General features: G+C 66.9%; 11 protein-coding genes. 4 read left to right on the top strand and 7 right to left on the bottom strand.

All coding sequences use genetic code 11. The features are described from left to right. The first annotated feature begins 293 nt into the window (after positions 1 to 293). The 3 genes from ACQCSY_RS19350 (at position 294) to ACQCSY_RS19340 (ending at position 3,370) form a co-directional block, all read left to right on the top strand. The gene (locus tag ACQCSY_RS19350; protein ID WP_427131309.1) at positions 294 to 551 is read left to right on the top strand and encodes a hypothetical protein; all 258 of its coding nucleotides are present in this window, start codon (positions 294 to 296) and stop codon (positions 549 to 551) included. 328 nt (positions 552 to 879) lie between these two features. Next, the gene (locus ACQCSY_RS19345; RefSeq protein ID WP_427131307.1) at positions 880 to 1,158 is read left to right on the top strand and encodes a hypothetical protein; all 279 of its coding nucleotides are present in this window, start codon (positions 880 to 882) and stop codon (positions 1,156 to 1,158) included. A gap of 199 nt (positions 1,159 to 1,357) precedes the next feature. Next, complete coding sequence (locus ACQCSY_RS19340) at positions 1,358 to 3,370, top strand: M3 family metallopeptidase (RefSeq protein ID WP_427131306.1); 2,013 nt, start codon at positions 1,358 to 1,360, stop codon at positions 3,368 to 3,370. Between the two features lie 145 nt (positions 3,371 to 3,515). On the opposite strand, the gene pdxS is transcribed toward ACQCSY_RS19340, so the two are convergent. The 6 genes from pdxS to ACQCSY_RS19310 all read right to left on the bottom strand — a co-directional run bounded on the left by pdxS (position 3,516) and on the right by ACQCSY_RS19310 (position 11,955). Further along, the gene (pdxS, locus tag ACQCSY_RS19335) at positions 3,516 to 4,442 is read right to left on the bottom strand and encodes a pyridoxal 5'-phosphate synthase lyase subunit PdxS (protein WP_427131304.1); all 927 of its coding nucleotides are present in this window, start codon (positions 4,440 to 4,442) and stop codon (positions 3,516 to 3,518) included. A gap of 209 nt (positions 4,443 to 4,651) precedes the next feature. After that, positions 4,652 to 5,290, bottom strand: a complete 639-nt coding sequence (pgsA, locus tag ACQCSY_RS19330) for a phosphatidylinositol phosphate synthase (RefSeq protein ID WP_427131302.1) — start codon at positions 5,288 to 5,290, stop codon at positions 4,652 to 4,654. Then, positions 5,280 to 5,948 carry an HIT family protein gene (locus ACQCSY_RS19325; protein WP_427131301.1) on the bottom strand — a complete coding sequence of 223 codons (669 nt, stop codon included), beginning with the start codon at positions 5,946 to 5,948 and terminating at the stop codon, positions 5,280 to 5,282. The genes pgsA and ACQCSY_RS19325 overlap by 11 nt, the downstream gene beginning before the upstream one ends. A gap of 20 nt (positions 5,949 to 5,968) precedes the next feature. Then, positions 5,969 to 7,975 carry a threonine--tRNA ligase gene (thrS, locus tag ACQCSY_RS19320; protein ID WP_427131299.1) on the bottom strand — a complete coding sequence of 669 codons (2,007 nt, stop codon included), beginning with the start codon at positions 7,973 to 7,975 and terminating at the stop codon, positions 5,969 to 5,971. A 135-nt stretch (positions 7,976 to 8,110) separates the two neighbouring features. After that, positions 8,111 to 11,611, bottom strand: coding sequence for a DNA polymerase III subunit alpha (locus tag ACQCSY_RS19315; protein WP_427131297.1), 3,501 nt, complete (start codon positions 11,609 to 11,611; stop codon positions 8,111 to 8,113). Then, a complete protein-coding gene (locus ACQCSY_RS19310; protein ID WP_427131295.1) occupies positions 11,608 to 11,955 on the bottom strand; it encodes a DUF6504 family protein in 348 nt (115 codons plus the stop codon). Before ACQCSY_RS19310 ends, ACQCSY_RS19315 begins: the two co-directional genes overlap by 4 nt. Before the next feature lie 190 nt (positions 11,956 to 12,145). Here ACQCSY_RS19310 and ACQCSY_RS19305 point away from each other — a divergent pair, with 190 nt between their 5' ends. Then, entirely contained in the window at positions 12,146 to 12,532 is a 387-nt protein-coding gene (locus ACQCSY_RS19305; protein ID WP_427131293.1) for a hypothetical protein, read from the top strand. 10 nt (positions 12,533 to 12,542) lie between these two features. Here ACQCSY_RS19305 and ACQCSY_RS19300 read toward each other — a convergent pair whose 3' ends face one another. Beyond that, complete coding sequence (locus ACQCSY_RS19300) at positions 12,543 to 12,869, bottom strand: chorismate mutase (RefSeq protein WP_427131291.1); 327 nt, start codon at positions 12,867 to 12,869, stop codon at positions 12,543 to 12,545. Positions 12,870 to 12,872: the final 3 nt, after the last annotated feature.

Genomic DNA, 12,872 nt, shown 5'->3' with positions numbered 1-12,872 from the left:
GCTCCCTATTCACGGTATTCACTGGTGTTCACGGTATTCACTGGTGAACGGCGGCGGCGGACGCCGGTATTTACGGTGGTGCAAGATGAGGAGATGTCCTTCTTCGATGATCTCCCCGTGCCGCCCGATCGGCCGCGCCCACAGAAGCATGTGCCGCCGGTCTGGGCAGGACCGCCGTCGGATGAGCTGCCCGCCGTCGTATCCGTGGGGCAGTTGGACGCGGAGGCGCCCTGAGGTTCGGCGTCGCCTTTCCCGACGGACGCAGGACGACGACTTCCCAGCTGCGTCCCGGCATGTTTGACGGAACGGAACCGATGACGGGGCCGGTATTGATGATGGCGGGCGGCGGAGGCGGATCCGGCAATGACGACGAGGTGTTCTCTTCAACAAAGTTCTGGCTGTGGCCGTTGGGCGGTGGCGGGGACACCCGGGCGGTGCCGCAGTGGGACGACCTTGGGATGAAGGAGGAATCCATTCTCATCAGCGGTAAGCTGCTGGCGTCTGCGGCGGCCAGGGTGCAGAAATACTGGGGCGTTGCAGGAGCTAGGTAGGGCAAAAGCGGGACGTGGGTGACGTTCCCTTCGGCGAACCAGGACGCGGCACGGCCGCACGGGCGCTCGCGGGAATCCCCGACGACACGACATAACTGCCACGATCCGGACCCGCCCTAGCCAATACGCCAGCGCCCGCATAGCCTTGGCCGAGGGTGGTATCAGGAATCGGATCACAGTCAACGGGGGCGCGATGAATCGTACCGGTACGGCCACAATCTGCTCAATGCTTTTGGCCTGTTTGACTTTGGCCTCCTGCAGTCAGCCGGCCGCGGGGCCTTCCTCCTCGGACACGCCTGCGCCGTCCGTGCAGGCTGTCGATGAGGGCGTGCAGCAGCGCGTAAAGAACGGGTGCCTGGAACAGCTCATGGCGCAGGCCTCGGGCGCCACCCCGGCGCCCGGAGAGTTGCACGCTCAAAAAGTCACCCTCGTAAAAGTCACGTATCTCGGGGAAATCAAACAGATCGAACTCCCGGGAGGCGCCCCCGGCTACGAACTCGGCGTCGAATTCGTCTCCAAGTTACGCAATGACGATCCCCGGACAGGCAGGAAACTCTGCCGGATAAATCTGGCCGACTCGAGCGTGGACTGGCAGCCCTTAGCCTAAGGTCCTGATAGTCGGTTGGCCCGAGCTGCGGCCCCTTGAGGTTCGCCATGCGCAATACCGGACAGGTCCCACGCGTTGGCGGCGGCCGCCGTTGGGTACGGCCGGACCCGCCGCGGCACCCCGACCCGGAGGGAGGCGCCGGAGCGGATGTACCGCGCCTTCCGTTGAGAACCGGCGCCTTGCATGAAAGAGTCATTTCATGACCAATCCCCTGCTCAGCCCCAGCACCCTGCCGTTGGGCCTGCCCCCGTTCGCGGAAATCGAAGACGCGCACTACGCCGAAGCCGTCGAGGCCGGCCTGGCGGAGCATCTTGCCGAGATACAGGCGATCGTGGGCAACCCGGAGCCCGCCTCCTTCGAGAACACCGCCCTGGCCATGGAGCGGTCCGGGCGGCTGCTGGATCGGGCCGCCGCGTCCTTCTTCACCCTGGTCTCGGCCCACGCCTCGGACACCATCCGCGAGCTTGAAACCAGGCTATCCCCGTTGTTCTCGGCGCATGAGGACGCCGTCTATCTCAACCGGGGGCTCTTCGACCGCTTCGCCGCGCTGGACCCGACTACCCTCGACCCCGAATCCGCACGGCTCGTCGACGAGTACCTCAAGGAGTTCCGCCAGTCCGGCATCCAGCTGGACGGGGCCGGCCAGGAGCGGCTCAAGGAGGTCAACGCCGAGCTTGCCCGGCTCGGCACCGAATTCGGCCAGCGCGTCAAGGAAGGCATGAAGTCGGCATCCCTGCTGCTGGACGACGCCGCCGACCTCGCCGGCCTGCCCGCCGACGACGTCGCCAGCGCCGCCGAAGCCGCGCGGACCGCCGGGCACGAGGGCAAGTTCCTGCTCACCCTCATCCAGCCCAGCAACCAGCCGGCCCTGGCCGCCCTCGAGAAGCGGGACGTCCGCCGGCGCCTGTACGAGGCGTCGATCGGCCGCGGCAGCAGAGGCGGCAGCCTCGACGTGCTGGACCTGGTGAAGGATATGGTCCGGCTCCGCGCCGAGAAGGCCGGCTTGCTCGGCTTCGCCAACTTCGCGGAGCTCACCGTGGACGGGCAGACCGCACCCGACTTCGCCGCCGTGCAGGCCATGATGAACCGGCTGGCGCCCGCCGCGGTCCGGAACGCCGACGCCGAGGCCGAAGCGCTGGCCGAAATCGCCGGGCACCCGCTCGAGGCCTGGGACTGGGCGTACTATTCCGCCAAGGTGAAGCGCGGACGGTACGCCGTGGACGAGCAGGCCCTGCGCCCTTACTTCGAGCTGGACCGGGTCCTCAACGACGGCGTGTTCTTCACGGCCAACGCCCTCTACGGCATCACCTTCGATGAACGCACTGACCTCGCCGGCTACCACCCGGACGTCCGCGTCTGGGAAGTGAAGAACTCGGACGGCACCGAACTGGGCCTGTTCCTGGGCGACTACTACACGCGGGAATCCAAGCGCGGCGGTGCCTGGATGAACTCCCTCGTGGAACAGTCCGGGCTGCTGAACACCCGGCCCGTGGTGATCAACAACCTGAACATCTCCAAGCCACCCGCAGGCGAGCCAACGCTCCTGACCCTCGACGAGCTCCGGACCACCTTCCACGAGTTCGGCCACGCCCTGCACGGCCTGTTCTCCTCTGTCACCTACCCGCGGTTCTCCGGCACGAACGTGCCGCGGGACTTCGTGGAGTACCCCTCGCAGGTCAATGAAATGTGGATCATGTGGCCGGAGGTCCTCGCCAACTACGCCCGGCACCACGCCACCGGCGAGGCGCTGCCGCAGGAAACGGTGGACAAACTCAACGCCGCCCGGCTCTGGGGCGAAGGCTTCGGCACCACCGAATACCTCGGCGCGGCACTGCTGGACCTCGCCTGGCACGTCCTGGACAGTACGGAAGTTCCCGGCGACGCGCTCGAGTTCGAGGCGAAGGCCCTCGCCGCCGCAGGAGTGGCGCACAGCCTGATCCCGCCGCGCTACAGGACCGGCTACTTCCAGCACATCTTCGCGGGCGGCTGGTATGCCGCCGGGTACTACTCCTACATCTGGAGCGAGGTGCTGGACGCCGACACCGTGGAATGGTTCAAAGAAAACGGCGGCCTCAGCCGCGCCAACGGGGAATTCTTCCGGGCCGAGCTGCTCTCCCGCGGCAACAGCCGCGACCCGCTGGAGTCATTCCGGGCCTTCCGCGGCCGCGATGCGGAGCTCGAGCCGTTGCTCAAGCGCCGCGGCCTCGACTGACTCCACATTGGTTGCTCCGCAACGGCCCTTTTGGGGGCTCAGACGGGCCGTTGCGGAGCAGTCGATGGGAAGAACGAACGACGCCGGCCGGCCACCTGAAAAGGTGACCGGCCGGCGTCGAGGTTAAAGCGGTGTTGCTACGGGGTCACCAGCCGCGTTCGGCGAGGCGGTGCGGCTGCGGGATCTCGTCCACGTTGATGCCGACCATGGCCTCGCCGAGGCCGCGGGAGGCCTTGGCGATCTCGTCGGGGTCATCGAAGAAGGTGGTGGCCTTCACGACGGCGGCGGCGCGCTGGGCCGGGTTGCCCGACTTGAATATGCCGGAGCCGACGAACACGCCGTCGGCGCCGAGCTGCATCATCATCGCGGCGTCGGCCGGGGTGGCGATGCCGCCGGCGGTGAACAGGACAACCGGGAGCTTGCCGGAGGCGGCAACTTCCTTGACCAGCTCGTACGGGGCCTGCAGCTCCTTGGCGGCGACGTAGAGCTCGTCCTCGGCCATGCCGGCGAGCTTCTTGATCTCGGCACGGATCTGGCGCATGTGGGTGGTGGCGTTGGAGACGTCTCCGGTGCCGGCCTCGCCCTTGGAGCGGATCATTGCCGCGCCCTCGTTGATGCGGCGCAGGGCCTCACCGAGGTTGGTGGCGCCGCAGACGAAGGGAACCGTGAAATTCCACTTGTCGATGTGGTTGGTGTAGTCGGCCGGGGTCAGGACCTCGGACTCGTCGATGTAATCCACACCGAGCGACTGCAGGACCTGGGCCTCGACGAAGTGGCCGATCCGGGCCTTCGCCATGACCGGCACGGAGACGGCCGCGATGATCGCATCGATCATGTCCGGATCGGACATGCGCGACACGCCGCCCTGGGCGCGGATATCGGCCGGAACGCGTTCCAGCGCCATCACGGCCACGGCACCGGCATCCTCGGCGATACGGGCCTGCTCGACGTTGACGACGTCCATGATGACGCCGCCCTTGAGCATCTCCGCCATGCCGCGCTTGACGCGGCTGCTGCCCGTGACGTTCTTGGCGGACGCGCCGGCTTCGCTGCTTACATCAGGTGTAGACACAAAAACCCCTATGGGTAGATAGATGACCTCGCCGGGGTGCAGGCGGCACGCAAATGCCGCATCTCGCACACACCGGATTACCGGATCCATTGGCCGGTAATGCTAATACTAGCCCCCGGCCGCGGCGCGGCAGAATTCGGGTCACAGCAGCCGGAACACGCGCCGGACCGGCGATTCCCCGCGGCCGGCAGGGCGGCAAAACGCTGTCCTCAGGCGGCCTGTTCCGAGGCGGTGCCTTCGGTTTCCTCCAGCGACTGGTGGTGGACCGCCATGATCCGCTGCACCACGGTGACGAGGCTGGCCGTCGCCAGCAGGAACAGCGTCACGAACAGCACCACGGTCGGCATGCCCAGGCCGGTGAAACCCGTGACCACCAGCACGGAAACGAGCCGCTCGGCACGCTCGGCGATGCCGACGTTGGCGTGGAAGCCCAGGGCTTCGGCCTTGGCCCGCGCATAGGAGACCACCATGCCCAGCACCAGGCAGACGACGGCGGCAATCGCGATCGGCGTGTTCGCGCCGCCGGTGAAGAACCAGACGGCGACGCCGGCGAACAGCGCCCCGTCGGCCACCCGGTCCAGGGTGGAGTCCAGAAAGTTGCCCCAGCGGCCGCCCCGCTCCTGCATCCGGGCCATGATGCCGTCAATGACATCGGAAAAGATGAAGGCCGTGATGAACAGGGTCCCCCACCAGAGCTGTCCCAGCGGGTAGAACACGAGGGCGCCGACCACCACACCAAGCGTTCCGATGACGGTGACGGCGTCCGGGGAGACGCCGATCCTCAGCAGCCAGCGGGCAAGCGGAGAGAACAGTGCGGTGAAGAACCCGCGCGCGTGCCTATTCAGCATCCATCGCCCCGGAATTCGCCTGCCCTGCGGTATCGCCCGGCCCAGGCATTCCTTGGGAAGGCATTCCCTGGGCAGGCATTTCCTGCGGCCAGGCGTCGGACACCTGCTGGCGGACCTCGCCCAGGGTCTGCGTGATCGCCTTGGTCTGGGCAATGATGGGGAAGAAATTTCCGTCCCCGCCCCAGCGCGGCACCACGTGCTGGTGCAGGTGGCCGGCGATCCCGGCCCCGCCGGCCACGCCCTGGTTCATGCCCAGGTTGAAGCCGGCGGGGTTGGCGACCTTGCGCAGCACGCGCATGGCCGTCTGGGTCAGCTCGGCGAATTCCGCCGTTTCCTCCACGGTCAGGTCCGTGTAGTCCGGGATGTGCCGGTACGGGCACACCAGCAGGTGACCGGGGTTGTACGGGAAGAGGTTCAGCACCACATAGCTGGTCCGTCCCCGGTACACGATCAGGGATTCCTCGTCCCCGCGTTCGGGCGCCACGCAGAACGGGCAGTCGTCCGGGTTCTTGAACTGGTGCTGGCCGCCCTTGATGTACGCCATCCGGTGCGGGGTCCACAGGCGCTGGAAAGCGTCCGGGACCCCGGCCAGGCCGAAGTCGTCCGTCACGGCATCGTCGCCCGGATACTCCGGCCCGGCCCCTGTGGTCTCCTGCACGCGCTGCCCTTCCGTATCCGCTAGCTGGTCCGGTTGCGGACTGCGTCGACGATCCGCTGGACAGCCTCGGCCACCGGCACGCCGTTGTCCTGGCTTCCGTCGCGGAAGCGGAAGGAAACCGCGCCGGCCTCGGCGTCGTCTCCCCCGGCGATCAGCACGAACGGGACCTTGTCCTTGCTGGCCGTGCGGATCTTCTTGGGGAAGCGGTCCGAGGAAATGTCCACCTCGGCCCGGATACCGGCAGCCTTGAGCCGGTCCACGACGTCGAACATGTAGTCGTTGAACGTCTCGGCCACCGGAATGCCGACCACCTGCACGGGGGCCAGCCAGGCCGGGAAGGCACCGGCGTAGTGCTCGGTCAGCACACCCATAAAGCGCTCGATCGAGCCGAAGAGGGCGCGGTGGATCATGACGGGCCGCTGGCGGGTGCCGTCGGCGGCCTGGTACTCGAGCTCAAAGCGTTCCGGCAGGTTGAAGTCCAGCTGGATGGTGGACATCTGCCAGGTCCGGCCGATCGCGTCACGGGCCTGCACGGAGATCTTGGGGCCGTAGAACGCGGCGCCGCCCGGATCCGGGACCAGCTCCAGTCCGGACTCCCGTGCAACTTCGGCCAGGGTCTGGGTGGCTTCTTCCCAGATCTCGTCCGAGCCGACGTTCTTTTCAGGGTCCTTGGTGGACAGCTCCAGGTAGAAGTCGTTCAGCCCGTAATCCTTCAGCAGCGCGAGCACGAAGTTGAGCGTCTTGGTCAGCTCATCCTTCATCTGCTCGCGGGTGCAGTAGATGTGGGCGTCATCCTGGGTCATGCCCCGGACCCGGGTGAGGCCGTGCACGACGCCGGACTTCTCGTAGCGGTAGACGGAACCGAATTCGAACAGCCGCAGGGGCAGCTCGCGGTAGGACCGGCCGCGGGAACGGAAGATGAGGTTGTGCATCGGGCAGTTCATCGGCTTCAGGTAGTAGTCCTGGCCGGGCTTGCGGACCGTTCCGTCCTCATTGAGTTCGGCGTCGATGTGCATCGGCGGGAACATGCCGTCCCGGTACCAGTCCAGGTGGCCGGAGACCTCGTAGAGGTGGCCCTTGGTGATATGGGGGGTGTAGACGAAGTCGTAGCCGGCGTCGACGTGGCGCTGGCGGGAATAGTCCTCCATGGCCTTGCGGATGATGCCGCCCTTGGGGTGGAACACCGGCAGTCCGGAGCCCAGCTCGTCCGGGAAGGAGAAGAGATCCAGTTCCGCGCCCAGCTTGCGGTGGTCGCGGCGCTCGGCCTCGGCGATCCGCTCCTGGTAGGCCTTGAGGGCTTCCTTGGTGGGCCAGGCGGTGCCGTAGATGCGTTGCAGCTGCTTGTTCTTCTCGCTGCCGCGCCAGTACGCCGCCGAGGACCGGGTCAGGGCAAAGGCGTTGGAGATCAGCTTGGTGTTGGGCAGGTGCGGGCCGCGGCAGAGGTCGCACCAGACGGCGGTGCCTTCCTTGCGTTCGACGTTGTCGTAGATGCTCAGCTCGCCGCCGCCCACCTCGACGCTGGAACCGTCGGCGTCCGAGCCGGCACCCTTGAGGCCGATCAGTTCGAGCTTGTAGGGCTCGTCCTTCATCGCCTCGCGGGCCTCGTCCTCGCTCACGACGCGGCGGACGAACTTCTGGTTCTGGTTGACGATCTTGAGCATCATCTTTTCCAGCTGGCGCAGGTCCTCGGGGGTGAACGGCTCCTCGACGTCGAAGTCGAAGTAGAAGCCGTCGGTGATGTACGGGCCGATGCCCAGCTTGGCGTCCGGCCGCAGCTGCTGCACGGCCTGGGCCATGACGTGGGCCGTGGAGTGGCGCAGGACGTTGAGGCCGTCCGGGGAATCAATGGTGACACCCTCGATGGTGGCGTCCTCGGGCAGCGGCTGGTCCAGGTCCGTCAGCTCGCCGTTGACGCGGGCCACAACGACGTCGCGGCGCTCAAAAAAGAGTTCCGCGCCGGTGGTCCCGGTAGCCACCTTGGTCTCTTCGCCATCGACGAGAAGGGTGATCTGCTGGGCATCTGACACGGGTGTCTCCTATTCAAAGTTTCGGCTTCGTAGCTTGTGGCATACGGGGACCACAGCCAGCCTCGTCCATGCTATCGGTTTCTTCAGAGGCCAACCAACGCGGCAGGCAACCCCTGCCAACTCAGAAACGGCGGCTCAGCCTCCCAGCCCGGTGATGGCGAGGTTCCGGCTGATCCCGTCCAGCGGCCCCGGGAGTTCCGGCTCGCGGTGGACGGGGACACCGGAAAGGGGTTCCGGGAACGGCAGGGTCTCGGTGCGGCTGAGGTCCCAGGCCATGCTGGCGCTGATGCTGATCCCCCGGGGTCCGGTCCGGCGGGTGGTGCCCCGGATCAGCAGCAGCCGGGTGCCGAACAGCAGGGACCCGGCCTGTTCCTGGGCCTCGTGGAAGAAGACCGAATCCACGCAGCCCGTGCCGTCGTCGACGCTGATGAACACCACCCGGCGGCCGCCCCGCATGGGCGGCGTCTGGGTGGCAACCCGGACCCCGGCCACCAGCACTTCCGTGCCGTTGCGCAGCCCCAGCAACTTGTCCGCCGTAGTGACGCCGAGCCTGTCCAGCAAGGGACGGTGGCTGGTCATCAGGTGTTCACTGACGTCCACGGCCATCAGATCCAGCTCCGCCCGGACGTTGTCCACCATGCTGGGCGCGGGCAGCACAGCCAACAGGTTCTTCAACTCGATGTCTCCCAGCGGCAAGGACAGCTGGCCCTCGATGACCTCCACGCCCTTCCGCTGCGGGCGGTGTTGCAGGTCCTGCAGGTGCTGGACCAGGTCAGCACGGTTGGCGGCCCCACCGGAGGCCCGGTGCAGGGAATCGAAGGCGCCCAGCTGGGCCAGCCGCTTCAGGCTCGGCCTGCTCAGCCGGGACCGTGCCCGCAGGTCCGCCAGGGAGTCATAGGGCTGGCCTGCCACAATCCTCTTCAGCTCGGCGCCGGACAGCCCGTAGATGCCGTTCAGGCTCAGCCGGATGCCCAGTTTGCCCCGGCCCGGGCCGACGTCGACCCGTTCCACCCGGTACTCCGCCTGGCTCCGGTTGATATCGAGGGGAAGGATGGGGATCCCCAGCCGCCTCGCCTCGGCCACCAGCAGTCGTTTGGGATACATGCCGGGATCGTGCTCCCACAGCCCGGCCAGGAACGCTTCCGGATGGTGCGTCTTCAGCCAGGCCGACTGGTACGTGGGCACGGCGAAGGCCGCCCCGTGGGCCTTGCAGAACCCGAAGCTGCCGAAGGCCTTCAGCGTGACCCAGACTTTGTCCACCACCTCCGGACTGTACTTCCTGGCCCGGGCTTCCTTCCGGAAGAACTCCTCCACCTTTCCTTCCAGCACCTCGTTGCCCAGCGCCCGGCGGAATTCATCGGCCCGCGCCAGCCCGCACCCGGTCATGACATCGAAGGTCTTCAGGATCTGCTCATGGAAGACCGTCACCCCGTGCGTCTCCTTGAGTACCGGTTTGAGGTCCGGGTGCGGGTACACCTCAGGGGCGAAACCGTGCCGGTGTTCCAGGAAGGGCCGGACCATGTCTGATTTCATCGGACCCGGCCGGAACAGCGAGATGTCGATGATGAGGTCGTTGAATTCCCGCGGCGCCATCTTGCCGATCAGTTCGCGCTGGCCCGGGGATTCGATCTGGAAGCAGCCCAGGGTGTGCGTGCTGCGGATCAGCTCATAGGTGGGTTCGTCATCCAGCGGGACGGCGTTGAGATCGATCTGTCCGTCCTCGGCGATGTAGTCCGGCCCCTTGCCGTCCGGGCCGGCCGGATGCGCGCCTGCCGCGACGACCTCGGCCTTGGACGGATGCAGGCGGATGACTTCCCGGACGGCGAAGGCCATGGCGCTCTGCATCCGGACCCCCAGCACATCGAGTTTGAGCATCCCCATGGGATCCATGTCGTGCTTGTCGAACTGGCTCATGGGCAGCCCCAGGCCGCTGGGCTGGACGGGGGTGCGGTCCAGCAGCGTGGCATCGCCCAGGATGACGCCGCACGGGTGCATGGAGATGTGACGGGGCAGCCGGTCCAGCCGCTCCGTGAGGTCCACCAGCAGGTCCAGCTGCTGGTTTTCGGTGAAGTCGCGCTGCTCCACCCTTCCCGCGAATTCCCGCAGCTCCGGCTTCTCCACCAGTGCCTCACGGAAATTCCGGGCCGAGAACCGCCACAGTTGTTTGGCGATTTCGCCGATCTCCCCGTCATCCATGCCCAGTGCCATGCCGGCATCACGCACGGCACCGCGAGCGCGGTAGCCGTTCTGCATGCTCATCAGCGTGACGCGTTCGGCTCCGAAGCGCTCAAAGATCTTCCGGTAGACGTTGTGCCGTTCGGCGCTTTCGACGTCGATGTCGATATCCGGCAGAGTGGCACGGTCGCGGGAGAGGAAGCGTTCGAAGATGAGGTCGTGCTGGAGCGGGTTCACCTGGCTGACGTCGATCAGGTAGTTGACCAGGCTGGAGGCGCCGGAGCCGCGGGCCGCGGCCCGGACGCCCATGTCCAGGATCATCCGTGAGACCTCGGCGACGGTCAGGAAGTAGGACGCGAAGCCCAGGGAATCGATGATCCGCAGCTCGTGCCCCAGCCGGGCGCGCAGCTCCTGGGCGGGCTTGCCGGAGATCCCCGGGAACCGGCGGCCGATCCCGGCCTCACAACGCAGGGTCAGTTCCCCGAGGGGATCCCCGGCAATGCCGATCACGGACGCCTCCGGGACCACGGGCTGCTTCCAGCCCATGTCTGTGACAGGATCCATCCGGCAGCGGTCCGCGAGCGCCTCGGTCTGGGCCAGCAGCCGTTTGAGGTCCGCGGTGCCGTACCCGGCGGCGTGGATGATCTCCTTGCCCAGCTGTAGCATCCGGGCGGCCGACTTGAGCCAGCCCTGCCCGTTGGGCTGGAGCAGCGGGGCGGCGGAGAGTTCGGGGAGCGATTTCAGGGTCCGGGCGGAGTCCAGCACGTCCGCCGTGGCCGCGCCGTCCTCGGCGACATACCGGACGGCGTTGCTCAGTACGGCGGGCACCCCGTGTTCCGCGGCGAGTTTGAGCATGCGCACGGCATGGGCGGTGCTCAGCGGTTCACCGGGCGGGCTGAGCTGGGATACCACCTCCGCGGCCAGTGTCCCCGCCGGCATGGCGTCGAGCCAGCGTTTGAACAGGGTGCGGGGGCGCAGGTACCGCCGGCCGCCCATGGCACGTCCGACGTCGGAGTCCGGGCCGAGCAGCACTGTCAGCACCGGCTGCAGGGTTTCCGGGTGCAGCGTGCGGGAAGCCAGCTCCGCCCGGGTGACGGCCACCTGCACCGCACCCCCGGCCTTACCCGTGGTGCGGGCATGGGCGTCGGAAATCAGCCGGCACAGCGCCCGGTAGCCGGCGCCGTTGTTGCCTCCGTGGGCCAGGACGACGACGCGTCCCCCGAGCTGGGTGCGGTGGTCGCCGTCGTCGTCAAAGACCGCAAGGTCCACCCCGACGATCGGGTCCAGCCCGGCCGCCATGCACGCCTTCAGGTGCTTAACCGTCCCGTACAGACCGTCACGGTCCGTGCAGGCCAGTGCGGTGGCGCCGTCGGCTGCGGCGGCGGCCGCCAGTTCATCCGGCCAGGAGACCCCGTAGTGGGCGCTGAAGGCGGTGGAAACATGGAGATGGGTGAAGCTCATGCTGTTTTGGGCTTCCGGAGGGGCTGTAGGGCGTCGTGGATCCGTAGCAGCCGCCACCGGCCGCTGGCGACATGCCGCGACAGGTCAAGGGTGAGCGTGTCTTCCGGGCTTCCGCCGGGAGGATGCACTTCGGCCGGACGTACTTGGACACGCCAGATCTCGTGGTCCACCAGGCCGGGGCCGCTCCCGAGCGGGGCCCGGCTTTCCTCCGCCCACCACTGGCGGCGCTCGTACCAGCGGACCGGCTCAGCACAGACGGTGTAGCGGCGGCCGGCCCAGTCAAGCTTCAGGGGCTGGCCTGAGGGCGTGCAGACGACGTCGACAGACTCGCTGAACATGCCCATAATGCCTCCCTGACAACCCGACCGCGGTGTTTCTTGGCACAGCTCAATCAGGCCCACAGCGGAACCCCAATACAGCCAGGCCAAAATCGATATTCGAACATATCTTCGAATAAATTCAGTCTACGGGGTGGCTGGGACAAAACCTAGATCAGGGGTGGACGGACGGGAGCGCGGGGGGCAGGATTGAGCCATGAGTTCCCATAACGCACTCCTCAAGCACGTAAGCATCGCCGCCAAGGACTCCGTCCTGGTGGCGAAGTTCGATATAGACGGAAACATTCCGGGCTCGGGGGCCTATGTGGTGGGGCTTGTGGCGGCGACTCCGGACCATTCCCACCAGCGCAGGATGGGGATCGAGTTCATGAACGGCGAGGCCGTGTCCTTCTACTGCTTCAGCCATGACGGCACCGAGGAGAACTTCGACCTCAAGGGCGTCGAGCATTCGGGCAACACCATCACCGGCCACTTCCCCATCGGCACGGTGATGGGGCTACCCAAGGGCCACCTCATGACGGCCTTCAGCGATGCCGACGGCCGGGACTACCAGGCCAACGTGCCGGTGGAAGAAGCCCTCTAGACGCCGGGCCTCAGCTGCTGGCTTTGTAGACTTCCAGTTCCAGCGTGATGAAGGCATCCACCATGGCGCGGTAGGTCTTCTCGACGATGTCGGCGTCGATGTCCTTCTTCTCCGCCGTGGCGCGGACATGCTCGATGACGCGCTCCACCCGCCCGGGGGCCCGCACCTGGGCGCTGTCCTCCTTGAGGGTCCCGGCGATCCGGATCAGGCGCTCACGACGTCCGATCAGCATGACAATCTGCTCATCCACCTCGTCGACGGCCACACGCACGGCGGCGAGCTGCTCCCTGTCGGCCTGGGCATTTTTGTCGTCTCCGTGATTTGTGGACATGTGCATGAC

Source organism: Pseudarthrobacter sp. S9 (genome assembly GCF_050156545.1).
Classification (GTDB): Bacteria; Actinomycetota; Actinomycetes; order Actinomycetales; family Micrococcaceae; genus Arthrobacter.
This window is presented reverse-complemented; position numbering and strand designations above follow the sequence as displayed.